Below are 26420 nucleotides of genomic sequence, written 5' to 3'. Positions count from 1 at the left end.
AAGAGAACTTATGCTATAAACAGATTGGATAAAGTCATACCAGTCCGATAGACTGGGATGTTAAGCATCTCTAATAAGGCATCACTTATTTAAATTTTACCAGAAAAAGCTAAGGATAGAAACCAGAAATTGCTTTCCCAAAACAGGTTTTCTTTTTTTACTCTTTTCTCACCCTCATTTCCATCAAACTAAATACGGAAGAGTCAACTTTCTATGAGGTCTCACTACGAAAAAAAGACCTTGAAAAAGTCTATCTTTTCAAGATCTTTAACTTGGTACTTCCTATAGAATAATGTAGCCTTCTCTCAAGACAGGATTGTGACTAAAGCGTCAACTTCCTATCCATTCTTTTAGCATAAACTGATGCAATCGCTGAAAAGAGAATAACTCCAGCTCCAATCAAGAGAAATGATTCCATGTGAACACTTGGCAACCAAGTCATCAACCCTTTGGCGATGGGCATAAAGAGAACAGCCAAGGTATAAATTGTGCTCAAGACTCTCCCCAGATAATCATCTTCCACCTTGGTTTGTACTTGGGTAAAAACGTGGATGTCGAAAATGGTCACAAAAAATTCACAGACCAGATTTCCTGAAAAGGAAAGATAAGGCGGAAGGGGCAAGCCCATTATGAACACTCCGACCCCTGCCATAAGCAGTAAAAACAGGAGAATTTTCATACTTGATGTAATTTTATTGGCAACAAGTGCTCCTAGAATAGATCCTAAAGCTCCCAATGTTAAGATGGTCGCATAAGCTCCTTTGACCCCGTAAAGGCGATTGGAAAATGGGAGTAAAAATTCAAAAGCTGCAAAAAAGAAATTGACGCTAGAAGCCACTAATAAGAGAAAGAAAATCTCTTTCTGATGCCAGATATAGTCTAACCCATCCTTGATATCAGAAAAAATATCTTTCCCGGTAAACTGTTTGCTCTCTTGAACCTTAGCTTCTTCTTTCGGAAGGAAAGCCACTAGGACGAAAGCAATGAAAAAGGTCAGTGCATCTAATAAGAGGGTCATATGAAGACTGGCAAATTGTAGAACTAGGAAAGAAAAAACAGGTGAACAGACACTAACAACCTGTAGGACTAACTCCAAGTGAGCGTTATAAGTCACAATCTCTTCTTTCTCTACTACCTCGGTAATAATGGCTTTATTGGCAGGCCGAGAAAAACCAAAGGCAATGGCCTGAACAATATTGGCAAAAATAAGAGCCGCAATCATCAAGCTATCATTTCTGATAAAAGAAATCGCCAAACAAAGGAGTCCACAAACCAAGTCGGTCGTCATCAAAATCTTGCGACGAGAAAAACGGTCTGAAATCACTCCTCCAAAAGGATTCACGAGAATCCCTGTCACTAATTCAGAAATCTGATAGATCCCTAATACCGTTTTTCCTATAGTCCCCATCGAAGCCAGCCAGACACTGTTCCCATAGTCATAGAGCATATTTCCAATTTTGTTAATAGCTCCACGACTAATTAATTGGACCGCATGTCGGTTCATAAAATCTCCTTTATCACTGTCCTATTTAGAACATTCATTTTTTACAAATTTATCAAAGTGTTCTTGATAATAGGCAACCTGCTCTGGCAGTCCCAGCACATCAAAAATGTGCATGGCTTCCCTCATTTGCTGCCACCCTTCTTCTGTTTGCCCCTTTTGATACAGGGCAAATCCCTTGAGATAATGAAAGACATTGCGTTCGTAAAGCTTGATGCTCTTCCCGATAATCTTTTCTACATAGGCTTCAAAATAGCTGGCGTTTTCAAAAGAACGGTGTTCTAAACAATGCTGGTAGCAATTCAGGGCTAGAATCAAGACCAGTTTGCGATGGCGACCAATTTCTTTGTAGAAATCTTCACGCTCCATCACTTCTCTCCCAAGCCGTGTGACATAGTCCACATCATAAAAGCTGTAGAGATTGCCAAAGAGGATCAATTCATACATGGTCCACTCTTCCGTTTGAAAGAGATAATCTGCCACCTTATCCAGATCACGCTGCTTCATGGTGTTGCTGGCATCTCTCTGGCAAATTAGCCCTTGTAGCAGGATCCAGTTCAATTCAAAATAGAGGGGATTGGTGGAATGTTTAGCTTTTTCAAGTTGTTCTCTTTGAAGCTTTTGAAAACCTGCAATATCATTTGAATAGTAAAGTGGAATAACCTGGGCCATCAAAGCGACATGCTCATGGTGTTGAAAATTTCTGGCCTTATCCATAAAATTCTCAATCGTCACATGGATATTGTCCAAAATGTCAAAGAAGCGCGAAGCAGCCAGATCCGACTCCCCCAATTCAAAACGGGATAATTGGGAGGTCGAGCAAGTTTCTCCTGCAGCTTCTTTTAACGAATAATTCTTACTGATTCGAAATTCACGAAAAACTTTTCCAAGATAGTCCATCTATTCCACCTGCTCTGACAGTTCTGCCCACTCTTCCATGACTGCTTCCTGCTGGACAGTCAATCGATCCAACTCGCTCTGGAGTTGAACTAAGTCGGCTGCATCGTTGGTGCTATGCATGGTTTCGGTGATGTCTTGGATTTTTTGATCCAGCTCTTCCATCTCTGCTTCCAATTGCTCAATGCGACGGGTGATTTTCCGTAGTTCCTTTTGGTTTTGCTTTTGCAGATGATAGTCATTGCTGATGACTTCTTCTGATGAAGAAACAGGCATAGCTTCTGCTTGCGCTACAGCAAGGGCCTCTAACTCAGCTTTTTTCTCCAGATAATAGTCGTAGTCTCCTAGGTAAAGAGTTGAGCCCTCTTCAGAGAGTTCCAAAACTTGTGTAGCCACCCGATTGATAAAGTAACGGTCGTGGCTGACAAAGAGCAGGGTGCCATCAAAATCAATCAAGGCATTTTCTAGCACTTCCTTGCTATCGATATCCAAGTGGTTAGTCGGCTCATCGAGAATCAAGAAATTGTTATTTTCCATGGACAGCTTGGCTAGAAGCAAGCGGGCCCGCTCTCCACCTGACAGCATACCGACGGTTTTCTTGACATCATCCCCAGAGAAAAGAAAGGCTCCCAAGCGATTGCGGACCTCCACTTCTGGCGTCAGTTTAAAGTCATTCCAGAGCTCATCCAAGACACTGTTGTGAGGCGTTAGTTTACTTTGGGTCTGGTCATAGTAACCCACCTCGACATTGGCCCCAAAACGAGCTTCACCCTTGATAAAAGGAATCTGTCCGACAATAGACTTGATAAGAGTAGATTTCCCGATCCCATTTGGTCCCACAATAGCGACCGCATTCATCTTGCGGATATCCAGATTGATGGGCTCGGACAGAATTTGATCATCATAGCCGACAGCTGCCTCTTCTACTGTCAGGACGACATTTCCAGATGTCTTATCGGAATGGAAGGTCATATGGGCAGACTTGGTCCCAGCTTCCGGCTTGTCTAGACGCTCCATTTTTTCCAACTGCTTGCGCCGAGACTGGGCTCGCTTGGTAGTCGAAGCCCGCACCAAATTGCGATTAACAAAGTCTTCCAGCGCGATTTCTTTTTCGCTTCTCGTAGTTCTTGGCTTCGGTCAGCAACTTCTGTTCTTTTTGCTCAACAAAGCTGGAGTAATTGCCGACATAGCGGTCCAAGGAATGCTTGGTCAAATCCAAGGTAATGGTTGCGACCTTATCTAGGAAATACCGGTCGTGGCTGACAATGAGAAGGGCCCCACTATAATTGACCAGGTAGTTTTCCAACCAGGCGATGGTCTCAATATCCAAGTGGTTGGTCGGCTCATCCAGTACCAAGAGATTTGGTTTTTCCAAGAGCATCTTGGCCAGAGCTAGACGGGTATTTTGCCCACCAGATAGCTCTTCAATCTTCATCTGCCACATAGACTCATCGAACTTGAAGCCGTTGAGAATAGCTCGGATATCTGCTTCATAGGTGAAGCCACCTGCCTGACGGAATTCTTCCGATAGACGGTCATAATCCTGCATGAGTTTTTCTAAGTCAGCCCCAGTTTTTTTCCCCATCGCAAGCTCCATCTGCCGCAAGGTTTTCTCAGTCTTTCTGAGATCGTCAAAGACATGGAGCATCTCATCGTAAATGGTATTGGACGACTCAAAACGGCTATCTTGAGCGAGATAAGAGAGGGAAAGGTCCCGTTTTTTATTGATTTCTCCAGAAGTTGGCTCTTCTTCTCCCACCAAGATTTTTAAGAGCGTAGACTTGCCGGCTCCGTTCTTTCCGACCAGGGCAATCCGGTCCCGTTCATCCACCTGCAGGCTGATATTATCAAAAAGAACCTCCCCTGCAAAAGAGCGTTCAATTTTGTTGGCTTGTAAAATAATCATGTCCCTATTTTACTATCTTTTTTCAGATTAAACAAGGAAAGACGAGCCATCAAAAAAATCCTGAGCCCCTTGAGGCTCAGAACTTTCGAAAGTATTTTAAAACTTATTCTTCCTTGTATAATTGTCGGACTGCTTCCACATCTGTATCCTGAATACTGTAGAAGGAGCCAGCTGGTTGCATAACCGATTCTCCATCAGTGTGGTCCAGCCCAATGGCATGGCCTAGCTCATGCTCAGCTGTATTGACAATCCGATCATAACTATAGTTATAGACATAATTTAAAAGATAATGGCGATTGAGACGCACTGTGATGTGGGTGAAGCGGTTGGTTAAGAGGTTGGTCTGAGAAGCAGTCTCTCCTGCAGCAGAAACCGATGCGTTATCCATTTCCGTCAAGACCACATTAGCCTCTTTTTCATTTGTAACCAACTTGAAGGTAAAGGCGCCTGTTTGGTTCCAAGCCTCAATAGCATCCCGATAAGCTTTTACAAAAGTTTGACTGATATTGGGATCCAGGTAGACCGTGGCCTCCGCTTTTTCCCAGCGAGCACCGCTATGCTCATGATTGTCCGTCTGCGTGGTCTGTGAGCTAGGTGTCATCCCAAAGCGCGATGCAAAGCCCTGATCACCAAATAAATTGCCGACTTGATAGACAACCTTTTGGGCGGCTCGACCAAATCCATCCATACCAGAACTAGGAGAATCTGTGAAATAGATGATCCCCACTAAAACGAGAAAACTGATGGCAATGGTCCAGAAAAATCCCCAAAAAAGACTCCAAGCCATGCGAAGGATTCCTTTGAAAAATCGAAAGATGGTTCTCATACATTCTCCTTTCTCTTAAAGAAGGTATGCAATTGTAACACCCCATTCTTAAAAATAACTTAAATAGCCATGCTTTCCAGCTTATTGATGGACGGTTACTTTGCCTGTCTGGTAATCCAGGCTAATCCCACTTTGAACATTAGGAACAAAAACATTGAATTCAAGCGTCCCGTCACTCGATTTGGCTTCAATCTGAGAACCTAATGGGATCAAATCTTCTGGCTGATTGTAGATCAAGGTCACCCGATAGCGGATCCGCTTGTTCTTATCCAGTGCTTTTCGAACCAGGGTCTCGTAGTAGTTTTGGCCAGTGGAATGAGGATCATTGGCTTGATTGGACCACGATGTCTGAACGGCGATATTTTTGGGATTGCTAGTCGAAGCATCGAAACCTTTGAGATTGCCGATCAAGGCGTAGCCCAATAAATGGCCCCGATCCACAGCATGGTCATACTCACCGGACAGATTGTGGACCTGATGCCAACCTGCTGGTTTCCAATCGGTTAGGCCACTACCTGTTGCATCTCGATCTCTGTACTGGCGAGTCGCCTTGGTCATAATAGCGTTCGCAACCGTCGGCACGGTCTTTCCATTGACTTCTTTTGTCTTGTTATCCGCATAGGGTTGACTAGCCACACTGGCATCCAGATCTGTGCGATTCCCCTTAACTACAAAGGCTCCAGCGCCATTCCATTCCAAGTCATTCCCCAATTGCGAACGGGCAGATTTCGTTAGTACCGAGCTGGCTAACTCTTTACTAGGTGTTTCTTGTTGGCTACTCGTCACCACCGAAACAACCTGATCTGTCGCTTCTTTTACCGTCGGTTGATTAAAATAATAGCCCCCGATAGCTAGGGCCGTTGCCACCACAAAACCTGCTAGGGTTTGTTTGGTTCGTTTCGTTAGTACTTGTTTTGTCATATATTTCTCCAAAAAAGAGCAGCGCTAGATGGGTCACTGACTCGATTCGCTGCTCTCCTTTTTACTCAATTTTATTTAAAAGCTTATTTACCTGTTAGTTTTCCAATAATATCTGACCAGGTGTCAGGAGAGAGAATGGACAATGGATTCTTTCCATCTCCAATCACTCCATAGCCAATGACCAAACCAATTGCAAAAATAATGATTCCGATCACAGTCAACAGAAGGACAATTCCTAGCTGTTTACCTACATAGCGAAGATTAGTTTTCATCGTCTGCTTCCTCTACACGTCTCACATCTGCACCTAGCGCCACCAATTTTTCATGGAATTGATAATAACCACGGTCTAAGTGACTTAATTTGCTGACTTTCGTCTCTCCTTCTGCTACCAAGCCCATCAAGACCAGGGTTGCACTCGCACGTAAATCGGTCGACATGACCTCTGCACCTTGGAAGTTTTCTCCTCCAACGATACGAGCTGTATCCCGCATAATATCTGAGTGAACGCCCATCCGACGCATTTCTTCCAAATGCTGGAAGCGATTCTCAAAAACCGTTTCAATCATGGTAGACTCACCTTTAGCCATGGCCATCAAGGCTGTAAATTGAGCCTGCATATCGGTTGGAAATCCTGGATAGGGAAGAGTTTTAACGGTCACTGGACGAAGTTTACTGATATCCGATTGAATCCGAATTCCATTTTCTTCTTCGGTTACCGTCACACCCATCTCCTGCATCTTAGAAAGCAGGGGACGGTTGTGTTCCCAAATGGCATCTTCAATCAAGACATCTCCGCCAGTCATAGCTGCTCCAATCATAAAGGTTCCAGCTTCGATACGGTCTTGCACAACATTGTGGTCTGCCCCATGCAAGCTCTCCACACCGACGATAGTTAAGGTCTCAGTTCCTGCCCCCTTGACATTAGCTCCCATTTTATTCAGCAAGAGTGCTAGGTCAACAATTTCAGGTTCCCGTGCAGCATTTTCAATCACAGTGACTCCATCTGCCAAGGTTGCGGCCATCATAATATTTTGCGTCGCCCCTACTGATGGGAAATCCATATAGATATGTGCTCCCTTTAGACGATCTGCTTTCGCTTCAATATAACCGGCTGTTTGTGTAATTTCAGCCCCCATGGCTTCCAGACCTTTGAGATGGAGGTCAATTGGACGACTACCGATCGTACAGCCTCCAGGCATGGAAACTTTGGCATGCCCATTGCGTGCCAAGACAGGGCCCAAGACAACGATAGAGGCCCGCATCTTGCTCACATATTTATAAGGAGCCTCCTCTGATAATTCATCTTGTGCATCAATAACAATTGTATTTTCTTCCTCATTAAAAGTCACTTGTGCATTCAAACCACGTACAACATTGTTCATTGTGAAAACATCTGATAATACAGGTACGTTTTTCAAGATTGTCACGCCCTCGCTTGCTAGGACTGTTGCAGCAAGAAGAGGAAGAACAGCATTTTTTGCACCTTCGATTTTAACAGTTCCAACCAGTCGATTATGACCACCATTAATGATTATTTTTTCCATACAAGATCGATCTCCAATTTCTTAAAGTCACGCCTTCTATCATACCATATTTTTTATAAAATGTGGTTAGAAATTTCCAATAAATAGCTGCCGACTCATCTCATAGACACTGATAAAAAATGAGCTAGCTAGAAACCCGATTCCAACACTGATCATCAGGATCAAAAAACGGATTTTAACAGCATTTTCAGCACTTATTTTTAAAAACTTTTCCCATCGAACCAAGTTCAATAAAAGGTAATAGGCAAAAAAGATAAACAATAGATGGCTTGAAAGGTTAAAAATCATTTGAATCATACAGCTATTATACCATATTTGGTCCTTACTTTCTTCTTTTGATTCTCACTCAATAAAAATAAGGTGAGGTCAAAACCTCCACCTTATTTGAATATGTTATAAACGATTTCCGACATTAATCCGGTTAATGGCGCGTTGAAGAGCAATTTTAGCACGACGTTCCATATCAACCGAATTCTGATCCTTGGCTTCTTCTATCGCTTTTTCAGCTCGCAGTTTAGCACGTTCTGCACGACTAATGTCGATATCTCGAGCACGTTCGGCAGAATCGGCAACAATGGTAATGACATTATCAGCTACTTCGATAATTCCCCCATTAACTGCAATCCAATCAATATGTTTGTCATCGTCGACACGACGAACCTTTACTTGGTCTACAGCCAAAACCGCAATGGTATTGATATGATGAGGTAAAATCCCTAATTCACCATCAATTGTCTTGACAGATACAAATGCGGCATGATGATCATAAACCAGTCCATCCGGTGTAACGATTTGGACGTTCATTTGACTCATCCTTCACCTCTTCTTAGAATCCCATTTTTTCAGCTTTGGCAATCACATCTTCGATTGACCCAACACCACGGAAGGCATCTTCAGGAAGATGGTCATATTTCCCATCCAAAATTTCTTTAAAGCCACGAACAGTTTCCCCAACTGGTACATAAGACCCAGGTTGACCTGTAAATTGTTCCGCAACGTTGAAGTTTTGTGATAAGAAAAATTGGATCCGACGAGCACGAGCCACCAAGGTCTTTTCTTCGTCAGACAATTCATCCATCCCCAAGATAGCAATGATATCTTGCAATTCATGGTAACGTTGAAGGACGCGTTTGACTTCAGAAGCTACTGCATAGTGTTCTTCTCCTACGATTTCTGGAGAAAGGGCACGTGAGCTTGATGCCAATGGATCCACCGCAGGGTAGATCCCCAATTGTACCAATTTACGTTCCAAGTTGGTGGTTGAATCCAAGTGAGCAAAAGCGGTTGCTGGCGCTGGGTCTGTGTAGTCATCGGCTGGCACATAGATGGCTTGGATGGATGTAACAGAACCTTTCTTCGTTGACGTAATCCGTTCTTGCAATTGACCCATTTCAGTGGCCAAAGTAGGTTGGTAACCAACGGCTGATGGCATCCGTCCCAAAAGGGCTGATACTTCAGATCCGGCTTGGGTGAAACGGAAGATATTGTCGATAAACAAGAGAACGTCCTGACCTTCGACATCACGGAAGTATTCCGCAATGGTCAAACCAGTCAAGGCAACACGCATCCGTGCTCCAGGTGGCTCATTCATTTGTCCAAAGACCATGGCTGTTTTTTCAATAACGCCAGATTCTTTCATTTCCCAGTAAAGGTCATTCCCTTCACGTGTCCGTTCCCCAACACCGGTAAATACAGAAATACCACCATGTTCTTGGGCAATATTATGGATTAATTCTTGAATCAAGACGGTCTTCCCAACTCCGGCACCACCGAAGAGTCCGACCTTCCCACCTTTCAAATAAGGGGCTAAGAGGTCAATAACCTTGATCCCTGTTTCAAGAATTTCTTCTGAAGTAGAGAGCTCGTCAAAGGATGGAGCTTTTTTGTGGATGGAGTCACGAGGAGCATCCTCAGGAAAAGGTTGATCCAAGTCAATGGTATCTCCAAGAACATTGAAGACACGTCCCAAGGTTTCTTTTCCGACTGGAACAGAGATTGGACGACCTGTGTCCAAGACTTCCATTCCACGTGTTAAACCATCAGTTGATTCCATGGCGATGGTCCGTACGACCCCATCACCAAGTTCCAAAGCTACTTCAAGAACGACTTTTGATTTTTGTTGGTCATTTTTATAGACTACAAGCGCATTATTGATCTCAGGAAGTTTATCTCCAACGGAAAAGGCAACGTCTACGACGGGACCTACGACCTGAGAAATTTTGCCTAAACTCATGTCATTCTCCTATTCTAAGTAATTTCTACTGCTCAAAAGTTCTCTTTCGAGCATCTGTTTTTGTATATAAAATTGTATCCGACAACTATTCAAGGGCGCTAGCACCAGCAACGATTTCGGTAATTTCTTGTGTAATCGCTGCTTGACGAGCACGGTTGTATTGAATCGTTAATTCATCAATGACTTTCTTGGCATTGTCTGTTGCAGTTTGCATGGCCATCATCCCAGCAGCATTTTCAGCTGTTTTAGCATCAATAATGGCACCATAAATCATACTTTCAGCAAATTGAGGGAGCAATTGATCCAAGATGGCATCTCGACTAGATTCCAATTCTAGATTCAATACATAATCCTCATCTGCTTCATTGGGGTCCAAATCAATAATCGGAAGCATCTGTTCCACCCGCATTTGGCTCGTCAAACTGTTGACGTGATGGTTGTAACAGACGTACAACTCATCAAACAAGCCTTCCTGATACATTTGGACTGTTTTCGAAATGATCTTACGAACTTCCTTAAAGCTAGGCTGATCAGGCAAACCACGCAATTCATAAACCGGCTGAATCCCACGGGCACGGAAGAAATCCGCCCCGACACTTCCAATACAGATCACTTCAAAATCATCTCCAGTTGGATGGTATTCTGCCTTCATTTCCATCATGGTTTTAAGGATGGAGGCATTGTAGCCTCCGACCAAACCACGATCGGATGTAATGACGATATAAGCTGTCTTTTTTACCGGCCGACTCACCAACATAGGATGGGACTTGGCATTTTCTGTTTCATGTCCATGGAGCAAGTCTGTTAATAACTTACGTACCTTAGCGGCATAAACCTGAAAATCCTTGGCTGCTTGCTCAGATTTTCCGAGTTTAGCTGCAGACACCATCTGCATGGCATTGGTAATTTGACTGGTATTTTTAGTGGATGCAATTTTATTTTTTATATCATTTAATGAAACTGCCATCTTCCACTCCTATTTCTATTTGAAATTTGACTGGTTGACAAATTCTGTAAGGGCTGCATCCAGTTCTTCTTCTGCTGGAAGATCATGTGTCGAACGAATCGTCTCAAAGATTTGATCATAATGTGCTTCAAAGTAATCAAACAACTCTTCTTGGAAACGAAGAATGTCGTCTACTGGAACACTATCTAAGAAACCATGAGTCAAGGCATACAAGATCACGACTTGTTTTTCAACTGTCAATGGTTCATGAACGGGTTGTTTCAAGACTTCAACTGTTCGGCGACCACGGTTCAATTTCGCTTGAGTCGCAGCATCCAAGTCACTACCAAATTTCGTGAAGGCTTCCAATTCACGATATGAAGCGAGGTCGATACGAAGGGTACCCGCAACTTTCTTCATAGCCTTGATTTGGGCAGCTCCCCCTACACGGGATACAGAAGACCCTGCATCGATGGCTGGACGAATACCAGCATTGAACAAACTATCTTGCAAGAAGATTTGTCCATCTGTGATCGAAATCACGTTGGTTGCGATATAAGCAGAGATATCTCCTGCTTGGGTTTCAATAATTGGAAGGGCTGTAATAGAGCCACCACCCAATTCATCTGAAACTTTAGCTGAACGTTCCAACAAACGGCTGTGGAGATAGAAGACATCCCCTGGGAAGGCTTCACGTCCTGGTGGACGGCGAAGAAGAAGGGACAATTCACGGTAGGCTACGGCTTGTTTTGACAAATCATCATAGACGATCAAAACGTGTTTACCGTTATACATGAACTCTTCTGCCATAGCAACCCCAGCATAAGGGGCCAAGTAAAGCAATGGAGACGGTTGAGAAGCCGAAGCAGTTACCACAATCGTATAATCCATGGCTCCGTATTTACGAAGAGTTTCTACTTGCGTACGAACTGTTGATTCTTTTTGACCAATCGCTACATAGATACAGATCATATCTTGACCCTTTTGGTTCAAGATGGTATCGATGGCAATCGAAGTTTTCCCTGTTTGACGGTCCCCGATAATCAATTCCCGTTGACCACGTCCGATTGGAACAAGGGCATCAATGGCTTTCAAACCAGTTTGTAGGGGTTCTGAGACAGATTTCCGTTGCATAACGCCAGGAGCTGGTGTTTCAACTGGACGGAATTTATCTGTCACAATCTCACCCAAGCCATCTACTGGTTGGCCAAGTGGGTTGACAACCCGACCAATCAAGGCATCCCCTGCAGGGACTTCCATGATTTTACCTGTACGACGGACAGAGTCTCCTTCACGAATATCCGTGAAATCACCCAAGATGATGATCCCGACATCCGTTGTTTCTAAGTTTTGGGCCATCCCGTATGAGCCATTTTCAAAGATCAACAACTCACCACTCATGGCATTTTCAAGCCCATGAGCACGGGCAATCCCGTCACCAATGTAGGTTACAACACCTGTCTCAGTGACGTCAAAGTTTGGCTTGAAATTTTCAATTTGTTGCTTAATTAAAGCGCTGATTTCTTGTGCGTTAATCGCCAAAATTCACACCACTTTCTATTTCAATTTAGATTTTATAACTTGCAATTGGTGTTTGAGACTGGTATCCAACGTTTTATGATTGGCTGTCACGACAAAGCCACCAATTAAATCTGGATCGATCTTTTGTTGGATCGAGCGAACTTGAATCCCAAATTTTCTTTCGATAATGGGGATTAGCTTTTGCTCTTGAACAGGATCCAAACCAGCAACCGTCGTAACAGTGACGACAAAAGCGTTGCTCAACAGTTGAATCTGATCCAAACAAATCGTTACAATGTCATAAAATAAGGCTTCACGATGATTGAGAATAACCACTTCAATCAAATGGTCGAGTAATTGTGAATCAGAGGGTTGAAAAAGTCTTAGACTTTTTGCTTTCTCTTCATCCTCTACACCGATATGAGCTAAGAAGTTAGCAAGTCCAGTCTCCTCAAAAATAGCCTTGATTTGGGTCAATTTTTCAAAGACTAGGTCTTGTTCTCCTTTTTCAAAGACCAATTGAACAAAAGGCTGGGTATATTTCTCAATCACCATCAGTTGCTTTTTGTCCATTAGGCTTCTCCTAATTCATCAAGATAGCGATCGATCAGTTGGCGTTGACCTTCAGCATCCAGCTGTTGGCTCAACAATTTGCTGGCAAGATTGACAGTGAGATCTGCCACATCGCCTTTGATACTGTTCAATGCTTCTTCTTTGTTATGCGCAATTTCTTGTTGCGCTTTTTCTTTCAAACGTACTGCTTCTTGAGTGGCTTCTGAAAGGATCTGAGATTTATTCTTTTCTGCAGTTTCCTTTGCATTTTCGACGATAGACGCAGCTTCTTTGCGGCTACCTGCCAACTCTTCTTCACGTTTACTTGCTAGTTCCTCAGCTTTTTGACGAGCTGATTCTGCTCCATCAATATCATCTGTAATCTTTTTGGCACGCGCCTCTAAAATATCATTGATATTGTTCCAAGCAAATTTCTTTACTAAAAAGATTAATAATAGGAAGGAACCAGCAATGAGAATAAAGTTACCAATAATTTCACTCATTGATACATGCATTCTTTTACTCCTCCTCTACTTACTCTTCGCCATTAATTTTCTTACCAATGTAGAGAGATGACAACATGGTAAATACATAGGCTTGGATACATGAAATGAAAATTGAAAATGCAGTCCATGCCATGCTTCCAATAAAGGCAACTGGATACCAATAGAAAGCTTGATGTGATAGATTCACGAGCAAGCTTGCTAATACTTCACCGGCAAAGATATTCCCGAAGATCCGAAGAGCCAAGGAGGCAAAATTCGTGAATTCTTCCAAAATATTCATGGGTGTCATAAACCCTGGTGTTACAAAGGCCTTCAAATATTCCTTCACCCCACGACGACGAATCCCTTCTACATGGGCGATCAAGGTGATCAAAAATGAGAAGGCAAAGTCATAACCGAGGTTAGCAGTCGGTGAAGTCCATAAATTGTAACTGTTGGTTGTTTCTAGTTTTGCCATCAATCCAATGTTATTGGCAACTAAAAGAAAGAGGAAAAGAACAAACAAGAACAAGGAGTAATCCTTCATGTAATGTTCACCAATATTTCCTTTTGTGAAGCCTACGACAAAATCATATGCATATTCCAGCACATTTTGTTTGCCTTTTGGTCGGATTGACATTTTTCGACTGGCCCAATAAATGAAGCCAAAAACGGCGAAAACAGAAATCAGGGTCATAGCAAGTAGGGTCAAATTAAAAGATACAGGTCCAAGAGTAATCGTTGGATTGATACTTTCTTCCAAGGTTTGACACCTCCTTTTCTAAAATAGAAGCGTCTATTTGATAATAAAGGCCATAACCAAGGTTACGAAGAAAGTACCTTCGACAAAGGCAACACCAAGGATCAAAAGACTACGTAATTGACCGATAATTTCTGGTTGACGAGATGCAGATTTGAACAGGTTGCTCATCATCAAACCTTCCGCAAGTGACACACCAAAACAGGCTAAACAAAGACCTAAAAATGTTAAATTCATGATGAATTCTCCTTTTATAAATTTTACTACCTTAGTTTACTCCTAAAAGATATAATAGTCAAATATTTCCTAGAAAAGAAAGCGTTTTTGTTAAATTACGTTATTTTTTTAATATGATAATTTTTCCTATCTACTATTTTTTCATTTAAATTTTTAGACACTTTGTCCACCTCTACTCATTTCTTTCTTCAAAAAAACTCCCACCTGATCAGCAGATGAGAGTCAATTGATTATTTAAAGATAGAAGTTTTAAAACTATCTGTTTGTTGAAGTAGTTTCTTAAAGAGTTTTTCTTTCAAAGCAACAGTATTGTCAAATTTGACAGAGCCGTTACTTAGAGTAGCCTTATCTTTATCAACTGCTTCAGCAAATGCACGTTTCAAGTCTTCATAGCTCTTGTATGTTGTACCATCAATTTCAATAGATTGAATTCCATTTTTGGCACTTGTCACAACTTCTTTGAAATAAGCTTTCTTCCAGTCTTCAAGGGTACTGAATGTTCCATCAGAAATCTTTTGAATGATGTAATCATCTCCTAGAGTCGCATGACCTGCTTGTTTGGATTCTTGTTTATACTTGTTTGAAGCATACCCTAAGAAGCCTTTTTCGTAGCCATAGTATCCCCAGAGTCTGAAGGTATTGTGTTTGAAGGACATGGCTCCAGGAGCCCCTTCACTGGTGTTCCCACCATAGATCCCTGTCATCATCGGTACAGTCACATAGGCTGAGCCAAAGTCAGATGGATTATAGACCCCATTTCCAGGACCACGATTGGTCATGAAGTTGTTGGTGATGAGGTCATCGACTGTATGTAAAGCAATCGCTTTTTCCTCATCACTCAAAGGACGCACCTTATCAAATTGATTCTTGGTGTTAGCTCCTCGGTATTGCTTGTCAACCTTCTTGAACCAAGCATTGTTTAATGCTTGACTGCCTTTATTAAGGACAGCATCTCCTTCTAGGTAATCCAGAAGCATGAGGGTGTCGTTATAGCCTTTCATATACCGATCAATTTCATCACGTGACTTCAAATCATTTGGATTGGTATTGTACCATTGGTTTCCATCATTAGGACGTTCATAGGCCATATTGAGACCTAAAGCCTTGTATTCCCCATTTGGATTGGATACGGATGGTGTTTGGAGCATGCCTTGGGCAAAGGCTTCGATATCGGTTCCTTCGCGGTGTCTCCAACCACCTAAGTAAACCATGCGGTCATTGACGTGCGTTGTTTCGTGCGTGAAGGCAGAGACCCCAAAGTCACTGATCATATCCGTCACCATGAAGAAGACAGAATCATCTTTATATGGATTTCCGTAAATTCGCGCCACTGCTCCCATCCGCCAATCTGTCGCATGGTAACGATCGGTTGGACCATACAATTCACGGATTGGAGCGACATCTTTGCCATTGTTGGTATGGCCATAGCGGTCTGTACTAATGCCCTTGTAGTTTTGGTTATCAAGGACAGGGGTCGGCACCATATTGTTGCTCTTCAAGAGTTGATTGCGAACCTTATCCGTTGCTAGACGTGACCAGAAATCTAGGTAATTCTGTTGTCCTTTCGCCACCTTATCAATTTCCGCTTTGAAGGCATTCCGCTCTGCTTCCGTATTCTTACCATATTTCTCAAAGGAACTATAGGCCATGGTATTGTAAGTTGAAATCAAGAACATATGAGCATCTTTTAAGTTCAAGAGTGGCAAGATCATTTTACCGTGAACATCATTGTTTAAGCCCTCATAGGCTCTATGCTTAGCAGATGCGAACGCTGGATTGGTCGTCTCAGGCTCCACAATATAGACATTGTCTTTAGTTGCTTTGATGAACCAATCATTCAAGTCTGTCTCTTTTGTGAAGAGCTCCATATTGTACTTCAGGAAGTCATTTAGGTTCCCAGAAAGAGTCGATTTAGCAACGACTTCCCGGAAAGCATCGTGGGTACGAGTCCCTTTGATGTAGTCTTCTTTTGAGCCAATTTCAATCAAGCGGTCTAAAACATCGACATTCTTCCCATAGAAGTCTGGCTTGAACAACATGAGCTGCTTAAGATTGACATCATCGAACTTCACTCCGTAATAGCGATTGAGGTAAGAAAGCCCCAAAAGAACAGCAGCCTTGTTGTCCTCAATCTTCTTAATGAGCGCTCGTTTGGCAGCCTCATCTGTATTTAATTGATGATCTTGGTTTTCAACCAGTTGTTTTACAAAGTGAGTCAGATTGTCCTTGACTTCTTGGAAGCTCTCCTCGAGGTAAAGGTTCTTAATGGCATTGACTTTGTTAGGACCTGTTCGACCTAAGTGTGTGTAGATAGGATCTGATTGTAATTCTACAGAGCTTAATTTTTCAACGATCGCATGAATGAGATCGCTCCGGTCCTTATCCACCATATTCGGCGTATAGACCACTTCACCGAGCTCCGCTACACTGTACTCTTTGACTTGTTTGACCTTAGAGTCTTTCGGCGTCATGCTAAAAATATCTTTTGTCTTATCGGCATAATGGATCAGAATATGATCAGCATTAGCTAGTTCAGTGACAAAATCATTGCCCTTCATAGCGGTCACAGACAAGACTTCCTTGGTCAAGAGAGGACTCGTTGCAGCCAATTTATTCCCTTGGTCGACAATCCATTCTTTGTTATAGAATGGTTGCAATTTAGCAATATTGCGGTAAGCTAGCTCACGAGTCGCATCGTAACCAGTGATTGCCTTGTATTGATCGTCTTTGTTAACAAGGTGATTGAGCGTATCTTCAATCGGTTTGCTGCTGGTAAATTTATCAGCAGTGATTCCCATTGCTTCGATTTTCTGCTCAGCTTCTGCTAGAGAGATGCTTGGGATTTTACGGGAGTTGTTAAAGGATTTTTTTCCTTCACTCACACCTTCCACACTGTAATTGCGCTTGGTTCTTGAGTAAGTGAAGTAATCATCCGCATCAATATCCGAGTGTCCGAAGACCATCTCACCTGTTTTGACTTTCATCATGGTGATATTGTCTTCAATAGTCCCCAAGGCCCAGTTGGTCCCTAGTAATCCACCAGATTGCACCGCTTCTTTGAGTTCAATCGAGCCTTTAGCAACTGAATTTCTAAGGACTCCTTCTTTACCTACTGTATGGTTATTTGCTCCATTTTGAGAGGAATAAACTAAACCTGCAGCTTTGGCTTTGTTCCCAGTGATTTCAGCATCAACGTAAGCTTTTTCAACAACACCTTTCCAGTTCTCGCCAACAATACCCGCTAGATAGCCACCTTTGTTCCCAGCAGCGTGCAATTTACCGATAAAGGCAACATTACTTACCTTCCCACTGCCATCAATTTTATTGATGATCCCTGCTACGTCATTGTTCCCGACAACACTTCCTGTTACTTTAACATTCTCGACAGTTGCATTGTTTTTAATAACATTGGCAATTGGAGCCACTCGATCAACTCCAGGTAAGTCAATCGCAACATTTTCTAGCAAGAGATTCTTAACCGAACCACCTTCAATGTTTCCAAATAATGGTCTTGTAATGTTATGGATGGCAAATTTATTTCCATCCGTACTTTCCAAAATTCCCTTAAAGGCATTGGTCACATAGGATTTTCCTGCTGGCTGGACATTGGCCGCATTCATATTGCTACCCAGTTTAAAGGTACCAGTCGGATTGGCTTGGATGGCTTTTATAAGTTCGTTGAAATTGTAGTAGACATCACCTTCATGTGCTTTGGGTTTTGCAATATAGTGGATATAGTCCTCACTAAACTGGCTGTCCGCAGTCCGTTGGATAAGATCAGGAGCTTTGGCTGTTACTTTGTAGAGGGTCGTGCCATCTACCGTCACTTCTTCTATTTTATCAACGGCCAGTTTTGTGACCTTATTATCGTGGGTGGTGACCTTTAAGTAGTAAGGCTTCACATCTAATGGTGTTTCAGACAAGAGGCTGCTATCTGTTTCAAGACCTTGGTCATCCACGCTAATCAGGCTGGTTTCCTTGATGTTTTTGATTTCAACTTTCTTTAGATCAATTCTCAGAGGTTCTTCCTTGAGAACTTCTTCTTCATCACCATTTCCACGGTCATAGACCATAGTCGTTGCGAGCGTATAATCCTTGTAGTAGTCTAAGTCCGCTAGGGCAGCTACTAAGTCCGTCTCTGAAAGGGCGAAAGTTTTCACAACTTGATCACCCTTCTTCAATACAGCCTGGATGGACTTGATGGTCACACCATCTGGTTTGTCCAAACGATAAGTAGCTTTAGCACTGCGCTTCAATTCTTCCTTATCGACCTGGGTCAAAGTCAAGGTTGGCTTGTCAAGTTCTTTGATCCCTTTTTGAATGATCCGATCTTGAGCTTGTTCAACTACTTCCTCCGTAACCGTTGGGGCATCCGCCGTTTTAACTCCCTTGATGGTCTTGTAGACCTTGGTGATTTTCTTCTTCCCATTCTTACCGGCTTGAGAAACCCTTTCAGTTCCTTTTAGCAAGGTGGCATCTTGTTCGGTTACCGTCTTAAATGGAATTTCTTCAAAAGCAACTTCCTCTTTTTGGCCTTCAATAGCCTTGGTCCCACGACTAATTTTTTCTGTCACAGGAGCTTTGACCGTTTCAGTGGTCGTACTGAGAGGCTCTCCAATCTTCTCACCATTAACCGTCTTATAAACACGACGAATCTCCTGGCTACCAGCCTCTCCTTTTTGAAGGAGGCTTTCTTCATCGGTGTAACGATTGGCGTCCGTTGCATACTCTGTTCCATATGGAAGGATTACCGTTTCTGTCTCTGTTACAGTCCCTTCCGTTACTTGATAGGTTGGGTTCTCCGGTTGAATAGGAGCTTCGCCGAGATGGCCTTCTTCCTGCGTCCCTTTGGCTTCTACCACACCTGTATAGACTGGATTCTCCGGTTGAACAGGAGCTTCGCCGACATGGCCCTCTTCTTGTGTTCCCTTAGCTTCCACTACGCCTGTATAGACTGGATTCTCTGGTTGAACAGGAGCTTCGCCGACATGGCCTTCTTCTTGTGTTCCTTTGGCTTCTATCACACCTGTATAGACTGGATTCTCCGGTTGAACAGGAGCTTCGCCGACATGGCCTTCTTCTTGTGTTCCCTTAGCTTCCACTACGCCTGTATAGACTGGATTCTCTGGTTGAACAGGAGCTTCGCCGACATGGCCTTCTTCTTGTGTCCCTTTGGCCGTTACAACTGGAGAAGGGCTGGGTTGAGGGGTTGGTTGGGCATCTTCTTTTGTCCCGACAGCAAGAATTTGTGAAACTGGTTCTTTAGTGACCTTGCTTTCAACTACTCTGCGAACTTCTTGTCCATCTACCACACTCACTTCCGTCAATATGGTCCGCTCCCCATTTTGACCAGCAGTCAGCACCTTGGTTTGCCCTTTGGCTAATGTAGGATCAGCTTGGATGACAGTTTCAAATGGCACAGGCTCAGTAGAGACTTCAAGACTTGGTTTTTCAACTTGAGGAAAGGCTGGGGCAACTTCTGGAGTCACACGCGCTTGTGGTTCTACTTGTGGAATCCCTGTACTTGTTTTGATCGTCCCTTCTACAGAAGATTTCGTTTCCTGCATAGCCTTTGGTTCTTGTAAGCTCGTCTTTTGGACTGACGGGTAGCGCAAGTAGCCCACATAGTCATAGCCGTCAATTTGAATCACGCCATTTGAAAGATCTTTGCTTGATGAGATCGCAAGATCCTGATTATAAGCGCGCAAAACTTGATTTTGTAGCGCTGCGACTTCAACAGGTAGTAGAAGACTTTGTCCCATAACTCCAATCAAAAGGACGCCGATGATCTTCTTCCGGCGCTTTTTAGAGAGCAAGAGGACCGCAAAGGAAGCTGTAGCTAGACTTAGGCCAAAGAGGGCAACTTCCTGACTTCCTGTTTGAGGAAGAACTGGCTGAGTTGTTTCCTTCTTCTTATAGACGAGATAGAAAGTATCTTCATTTTGATATTCTTCAGGGATTGCATGAATCACCTGTGCTTTTTCTTCAGCAGTTAGCTCTTCTTCTGTCACATAACCTAAATGCACATGAGCAGGTAGGGTCACTTGATCAGCTTTGACAGGACGAGCTCCTAACAGGCTTCCTCCTAATAAAAAGGCACCAATGGCCACAGGACCAACCCCGACAGATAATTTTCGAATCGAATATTTGGTCATTTTTTCAAAAATTTGTTTCGCTTTTTTCATCCTATAACTCCTATATAGTAATATTCAACCCTCAAGCAGGGACCTATTATTTCTAGAGAGGCTGGGATCCTTTCTAGAAATAAGAACCTTCCTGGGATTTTTTACCTTTACCTATCTTATCTTTTTTCTTCTATTTTAGCAAGCTCTAAAACTCAAAAAAATAAACCGTTCTCTTTATAGGAAGAAAGCATACTAAAAAACGCCTCGAAAGGCGTTTGTATCATCGATCTATTTATAAGGATTGGTACAAATCATTGTATCGTTGACTAGCCGTATCCCATGAGAAGTCACGCGTCATAGCTTGTTCTTGGAGACCATACCAAGCCTGTTTGTCATTGTAGTAGACAGCCAAGGCTTCATCAACTGCCCAGTTAAACCAATAACCAGACAAATTATTGAAGCTAAAGCCTGTTCCACTTCCATCAACAGCATTAAACGGTTGAACCGTATCACGAAGTCCGCCGACTTCATGCACTAAAGGAAGGGTTCCATAACGCATGGCCATCATTTGAGAAAGGCCACACGGTTCAAAACGGCTTGGCATCAAGAAGACATCTGACGCTGCATAGATTTCTTGTGCCAATTGGACATCAAATGTGATATTCGCTGAAAGTTTGTCTGGGTAGGCTTGACCAAACCAAGCAAAGGCATTTTCAAATCCAGTGTCTCCTGTACCGAGCAAGACAATCTGAATATCCTTTTGCAAAAGTTGATGCAACTCTTCTACCACCACATCAAAACCTTTTTGACGTGTCAAACGAGAGACGATCCCAAACAAAGGAACATCATCGCGAACAGGTAGACCAATACGTTCTTGAAGAGCTCGTTTACTAGCTGCTTTACCTGAAAGATCTGAGAGACTGAAGTGATACGTTAAGAGCGGATCCGTTTCAGGATTATACAGATCTGCATCAATCCCGTTAACAATTCCGGTCACCTTGCCAGACTCCATCCGAAGGATCTGATCCAAGCCACAACCATATTCAGCAGTCATAATCTCATGCGCATAGCTAGGAGAAACAGTTGTCACACGGTCAGCATATAGAATGCCGGCTTTCATCCAGTTCAGGCAATCATTCCACCGAAGCGTTCCATCTGCATAGCGTTCAAATCCAACTCCGAATAGATCCCACAACATTCCTGGGTCGAACTGACCTTGGAATTCCAAATTATGGATGGTCAATACTGTCTTAATTCCATGATAAGCTTGAATCCAACGATATTTTTCCTTCAGCAAGAAAGGAATCATCGCTGTATGGTAATCATGGGCATGAAGAACATCTGGAATGAAATCAACTCGTTCCATCGTTTCTAAGGCCGCGAGCTGGAAGAAGGCAAAGCGTTCGCCATCATCAAAGTCACCATACACATGTCCTCTAAAGAAATAGTGTTGGTTATCAATAAAGTAAAAGGTGACTCCATCGCGCACAATGCGTTTCACACCCACATATTGACTTCTCCAGCCAACCTTGGTCTCAAAATGCAAGACATCTTCGATTTGATCTCCAAACTTGGCCTCTACCATATCATAGTAAGGGAGGATCACGCGCACATCATGACCACTTTTCGCTAAGGATTTAGGAAGAGCGCCAATAACGTCTCCCAAACCACCTGTTTTAGAAAACGGTGCTCCTTCAGCTGCAACAAATAATAGTTTCATTAGACAATATCCTCTGTAACAATCGTTCCTTTTTTAACCACGACAGGTGCTTCTTCTGTCCCACGAATCGTCACACCAGCAGCCACTTCAACACCCTTATCCAGAATGGCATGTTCGACGATTGCATTTTCATGAATCACAACACCAGGGAAGAGAAGGCTACTGCGTACTTCTGAACCTTCATGAAGGTGTACCCGACGTGAAACAACGGAGCGTTCAACGGTTCCTTCTACAATACTACCCGAAGCAAATTGAGACGTTTTAATATGTGAAGTCTTGGAATAATATGTTGGTTCTTCATTCTTCACTTTCGTATACACCTTTTGGTTTGGTGAAAAGAGCTTCATGAATTTTTGGTTTTCCAACATATCCAAGTTTGCCTGGTAGTAGGATTCAACTGAATGAATATTGGCTAAGTAACCTGTATATTCAAAGGCAAAAGCATTGTATTCCACCGCCAAATCACGCAAGATATAGCGCAATTTTTGTGGGTATTCTTTCTTAGCTTCTTCTTCAATTTTTTCAATCAACCAAGGAGTGTCCACAATAAAGACATCTGTTGACATGTTGTAGACTTCATCAGGATCTTTGCCATCAAAAAGTCTTTGCTCTGTAACATGGTCTGTTTCATCAATTTTCAAGACAGCATTGACTTCAGAGATATTTTGAAGATGCAACTTCTTATAAACCACTGTAATCGGACGATCAATGGTATTATGAAGGTGGAAAATTTGGTTGAGGTCAATATTCATCAAAACATCACAGTTTAAAGCAACTGTTTGGTTGGAACCAGACCGTTTCAAATAGGTCAACAATTGTTGGTAATATTCTGGCCCTACCGTTGTATTTTCAACTGGAGTATTATAGATTCCGAGGTAATAGTGGCTCAATAAAGTAGACAAGCCCCACTCACGACCTGAACGAATATGGTCAAAGACCGAACTAATATTTTCTTGTTGGAAAATCCCAAAAACACTACGAATACCAGCATTCGCAAGACTAGACAGCGGGAAGTCAATCAAGCGGTATTTCCCATCAAACGGTAGGGATGCTACCGGACGATGGCTGGTCAAAGTGGACATATCATGATACCCAACTGTATTTCCTAAAATGGCTGAATATTTATCAATCTTCATCTGTTGCTACCCCCACTTTTTCATTGTAACCGACAACTTGCACTTCCTCTGTTCCATCAATCACGACACCTTCTGCAATGACTGCACCTTCTCCGATAATCGCGCGTTTTACGACAGCTCCTTTACCGATAATGGCATTGCTCATCACGACAGCATCTTCAACAACTGCTCCTTCACGAACTTGAGCTTCTGTTGATAAGATGGAGTGTTTGACTGTACCGTCTACCGAACAACCATCGACTACAAGAGAATCTTCGATGTGACCATGTTCCCCAAAGAAGTTTGGTGGTGAAATAAGGTTGCGTGAATAGATTTTCCAGTGACGATCGCGACTATCCAAGGCATTGTTTGGATCGATATATTCCATATTGGCTTCCCAAAGAGACTCAATCGTACCAACGTCTTTCCAATAACCATTGAATTCATAAGCATAAACACTTTCGCCTGATTCTAGATACGTTGGAATGACATTTTTACCGAAGTCTGACATATCGATATCACTCTTTTCAGCAGCAACCAACATATTGCGCAGACGGGCCCAGTCAAAGATGTAAATCCCCATGGAAGCCTTGGTAGATTTTGGTTCCGCTGGTTTTTCTTCAAATTCGACAATCCGATTATTGGCATCTGTATTCATGATTCCAAAACGGCTTGCTTCCTTCAAAGGAACATCTAGGACGGCAACGGTCAAGCTTGCATTATTATCCTTGTGCGCTTGAAGCATGTCATCGTAATCCATCTTGTAGATGTGGTCCCCAGATAGAATCAAGACATATTCCGGATTGATGCTATCGATATAGTCGATATTTTGGAGAATCGCATGACTAGTTCCTTCGAACCACCGATTTCCTTCACTAGCTGAATAAGGTTGGAGAATAGACACACCCGTATTGATTCCATCCAAGCCCCAGCTGGAACCATTCCCAATATGGCTGTTAAGGGCAAGTGGTTGATACTGTGTAATCACACCAACATTGTGAATTCCTGAGTTGGCACAGTTTGAGAGAGCAAAATCGATAATCCGATAGCGCCCACCAAATTGAACCGCAGGTTTCGCGATGTTTTTGGTTAATTTTCCAAGACGTGTTCCTTGCCCACCGGCAAGAATTAAAGCGAGCATTTCATTCTTCATTGACTACTTCCTCTTTTTAAAGCTTGGACTCCCATAGAGTCAACCGATCATCATTTTTTATCTGATGTTTTAGATTTTGTTTTGCTAACCTTCCGTTTCACCTTCCAAATGCTAGCCCCTAAAGCCGGCAAAGTAAAGGTCAAAGTTTGTTCATAATCCTTCCACAGTCCATCTTGAGACTGAACTGTTGGATTGTGCTCTTTCCAGACACCTCCCCATTCTTCTAATTCTGTATTCCAAATTTCTTCATAGACCGCTGATACAGGCACACCAATCGTAAAGTCCTTGCGTTCCACTGGTGCCATATTGAAAACACACACCAGAAGATCGCCCTTACGATTTTTCCGAACCATTGACAAGACGCTCTGATCCCGGTTATCTGCATCAATAATCTCTAAGCCATCAAAGCTATCATCGATCTCCCACAATTCCTTGTGTTCTTTGTAGAAATGATTGAGCTGAGAAGTAAAACGACGCATCTTAGCATTCATTTCATCCTCTAGATTGCCCCATTCCAATTGCTCTTCTGACTTCCATTCCAAAAACTGACCAAATTCTGAACCCATAAAGAGTAGTTTCTTACCTGGATGGCAAATCTGATAGGTCAAGAGGTTACGGAGTCCAGCAAATTGATTGTAACGATCTCCCCACATCTTATGCATCAAACTCTTCTTACCATGCACCACTTCATCGTGTGAAAATGGTAGTAAGAAGTTTTCAGAAAATGCATACATGAAACTAAAGGTTACCAGGTTAAAGTCAAATTTCCGGTAGATGGGATCTTCTTCGTAGAATCGAAGGATATCATTCATCCAACCCATATTCCATTTATAGTCAAAGCCAAGTCCACCTTCTTCTTCAGGACCCGTGATCTTTTGACCAGCAGAACTTTCTTCTGCAATCATCATGACATCTGGGTGTTCGTTCTTGATAATCGCATTCAAACGTCTAAGGAAATGAACGCCTTCGTAGTTGAGGCTTCCTCCATCAATATTTGGAGTCCATGGACCACTATCGTAGTCAAGATAGAGCATATTGCTCACAGCATCGACCCGAATTCCATCTAAATGATAAGTTTCAATCCAAAACTTCAAACTAGAAATTAAGAATGACTGGACTTGATTTTTTCCTAAATCGAAGTTCAAGGCTCCCCATCCGTAGTTATGAGCTCGATGTTCATCCTGGTATTCAAAGGTTGGTGTTCCATCATAATACGCCAAAGCATCATCATTAATAATGAAATGTCCTGGCACCCAATCCACGATCACTCCGATATTGTTGAGGTGGCATTCTTCCACAAAATCTTGAAACTCTTCTGGACTACCATAAGTCTGCTCGAGTGCAAAATATCCCATAAGCTGATAGCCCCAACTCAAGCCCAATGGATGGGCCATCACTGGCATAAATTCCACGTGGGTGTAGTTCATCTCCACCAAATATGGAATCAATTCTTCTTTTAGTTGTTTGAAGGTATAGGAACTGTGATCCTCATTACGTTTCCACGATCCTGCGTGAACCTCATAAATATTAACAGGTCGTTCCTTAAAACCAAGTTTTTTGCGGCGTGCTCTCCAGAGACCATCTTGCCAGTTTTTCTCTGGAATGGTCTTAATAATAGATCCTGTATTGGGTCTCTTTTCCATCCATAACGCTAGAGGATCGATTTTTTGCACCTGATGACCATTTTATCGAGTCACCAAATACTTGTATATATCTCCCTCTTTTGCATCGGGACAGAAGACTTCCCAGACGCCTCCTTCATTACGAACCATTGGAATTTTACGAGCTTCCCAATCAGTGAAATCACCAATCAGATCCACAGCCTGAGCATTGGGAGCCCAAACACGGAAGGTAAAACCTTCTTGTTCTCCCCTTGTTTCCTTGTGAGCTCCTAAGTACTCTTGAAGATGGAAATTATCCCCTCTTCCAAATGTCCATAAGTCTGTGCTTCTATCCATATACTCACCTCTTTGCTTT

Annotated in this window: 19 protein-coding genes and 2 pseudogenes; all 21 read right to left on the bottom strand. The window is 42.7% G+C overall.

What is annotated here, in order from left to right:
• Positions 1-322: 322 nt before the first annotated feature.
• Complete coding sequence (locus tag AB4X21_RS04335; RefSeq protein ID WP_369088252.1) at positions 323-1504, bottom strand: MFS transporter; 1182 nt, start codon at positions 1502-1504, stop codon at positions 323-325.
• Between the two features lie 21 nt (positions 1505-1525).
• Positions 1526-2401, bottom strand: a complete 876-nt coding sequence (locus AB4X21_RS04330) for an XRE/MutR family transcriptional regulator (RefSeq protein ID WP_369088251.1) — start codon at positions 2399-2401, stop codon at positions 1526-1528.
• Positions 2402-4304 (bottom strand): annotated as a pseudogene (locus AB4X21_RS04325) (ABC-F family ATP-binding cassette domain-containing protein).
• A 103-nt stretch (positions 4305-4407) separates the two neighbouring features.
• Positions 4408-5130 carry a M57 family metalloprotease gene (locus AB4X21_RS04320; RefSeq protein ID WP_369088250.1) on the bottom strand — a complete coding sequence of 241 codons (723 nt, stop codon included), beginning with the start codon at positions 5128-5130 and terminating at the stop codon, positions 4408-4410.
• Positions 5131-5211: 81 nt separating this feature from the next.
• Positions 5212-6051, bottom strand: coding sequence for a DNA/RNA non-specific endonuclease (locus AB4X21_RS04315; RefSeq protein ID WP_369088249.1), 840 nt, complete (start codon positions 6049-6051; stop codon positions 5212-5214).
• Between the two features lie 83 nt (positions 6052-6134).
• Entirely contained in the window at positions 6135-6323 is a 189-nt protein-coding gene (locus tag AB4X21_RS04310) for a DNA-directed RNA polymerase subunit beta (protein ID WP_369088248.1), read from the bottom strand.
• A complete protein-coding gene (gene murA, locus AB4X21_RS04305) occupies positions 6313-7596 on the bottom strand; it encodes a UDP-N-acetylglucosamine 1-carboxyvinyltransferase (protein WP_369088247.1) in 1284 nt (427 codons plus the stop codon). Before murA ends, AB4X21_RS04310 begins: the two co-directional genes overlap by 11 nt.
• 66 nt (positions 7597-7662) lie before the next feature.
• Positions 7663-7893: a DUF1146 family protein gene (locus AB4X21_RS04300; protein ID WP_003011760.1), complete on the bottom strand. Its 231-nt coding sequence runs from the start codon at positions 7891-7893 to the stop codon at positions 7663-7665.
• A gap of 96 nt (positions 7894-7989) precedes the next feature.
• A complete protein-coding gene (locus AB4X21_RS04295) occupies positions 7990-8409 on the bottom strand; it encodes a F0F1 ATP synthase subunit epsilon (RefSeq protein ID WP_003012328.1) in 420 nt (139 codons plus the stop codon).
• Positions 8410-8422: 13 nt separating this feature from the next.
• Entirely contained in the window at positions 8423-9829 is a 1407-nt protein-coding gene (atpD, locus tag AB4X21_RS04290; RefSeq protein WP_003011794.1) for a F0F1 ATP synthase subunit beta, read from the bottom strand.
• Between the two features lie 85 nt (positions 9830-9914).
• A complete protein-coding gene (locus AB4X21_RS04285; RefSeq protein ID WP_003011829.1) occupies positions 9915-10796 on the bottom strand; it encodes a F0F1 ATP synthase subunit gamma in 882 nt (293 codons plus the stop codon).
• 15 nt (positions 10797-10811) lie between these two features.
• Positions 10812-12317 (bottom strand): F0F1 ATP synthase subunit alpha, encoded by a 1506-nt coding sequence (gene atpA / locus AB4X21_RS04280; protein ID WP_003011619.1) that lies wholly within the window; start codon positions 12315-12317, stop codon positions 10812-10814.
• A 15-nt stretch (positions 12318-12332) separates the two neighbouring features.
• Positions 12333-12869 carry a F0F1 ATP synthase subunit delta gene (locus AB4X21_RS04275; protein ID WP_049483899.1) on the bottom strand — a complete coding sequence of 179 codons (537 nt, stop codon included), beginning with the start codon at positions 12867-12869 and terminating at the stop codon, positions 12333-12335.
• Positions 12869-13363, bottom strand: a complete 495-nt coding sequence (gene atpF, locus AB4X21_RS04270; protein WP_155125665.1) for a F0F1 ATP synthase subunit B — start codon at positions 13361-13363, stop codon at positions 12869-12871. Before atpF ends, AB4X21_RS04275 begins: the two co-directional genes overlap by 1 nt.
• A 19-nt stretch (positions 13364-13382) precedes the next feature.
• Complete coding sequence (gene atpB / locus AB4X21_RS04265; protein ID WP_369088246.1) at positions 13383-14096, bottom strand: F0F1 ATP synthase subunit A; 714 nt, start codon at positions 14094-14096, stop codon at positions 13383-13385.
• A 33-nt stretch (positions 14097-14129) separates the two neighbouring features.
• A complete protein-coding gene (locus tag AB4X21_RS04260; RefSeq protein WP_003011669.1) occupies positions 14130-14330 on the bottom strand; it encodes a F0F1 ATP synthase subunit C in 201 nt (66 codons plus the stop codon).
• A gap of 230 nt (positions 14331-14560) precedes the next feature.
• Positions 14561-20515, bottom strand: a complete 5955-nt coding sequence (locus tag AB4X21_RS04255) for a ZmpA/ZmpB/ZmpC family metallo-endopeptidase (protein ID WP_369088245.1) — start codon at positions 20513-20515, stop codon at positions 14561-14563.
• A 232-nt stretch (positions 20516-20747) separates the two neighbouring features.
• Complete coding sequence (gene glgA, locus AB4X21_RS04250; RefSeq protein ID WP_369088244.1) at positions 20748-22175, bottom strand: glycogen synthase GlgA; 1428 nt, start codon at positions 22173-22175, stop codon at positions 20748-20750.
• Positions 22175-23311 carry a glucose-1-phosphate adenylyltransferase subunit GlgD gene (gene glgD / locus AB4X21_RS04245; protein ID WP_369088243.1) on the bottom strand — a complete coding sequence of 379 codons (1137 nt, stop codon included), beginning with the start codon at positions 23309-23311 and terminating at the stop codon, positions 22175-22177. The genes glgA and glgD overlap by 1 nt, the downstream gene beginning before the upstream one ends.
• Positions 23301-24443, bottom strand: a complete 1143-nt coding sequence (locus tag AB4X21_RS04240; protein WP_021152896.1) for a glucose-1-phosphate adenylyltransferase — start codon at positions 24441-24443, stop codon at positions 23301-23303. Before AB4X21_RS04240 ends, glgD begins: the two co-directional genes overlap by 11 nt.
• A gap of 50 nt (positions 24444-24493) precedes the next feature.
• Positions 24494-26401, bottom strand: a pseudogene (glgB, locus tag AB4X21_RS04235) (1,4-alpha-glucan branching protein GlgB).
• Between the last annotated feature and the right edge of the window lie 19 nt (positions 26402-26420).

Origin of the sequence: Streptococcus sp. CP1998, from assembly GCF_041026655.1 — a bacterium.
GTDB lineage: Bacteria > Bacillota > Bacilli > Lactobacillales > Streptococcaceae > Streptococcus > Streptococcus dentalis.
Note: the sequence above shows the minus strand (reverse complement) of the source record. Positions and strands in the feature narration are given on the sequence as shown.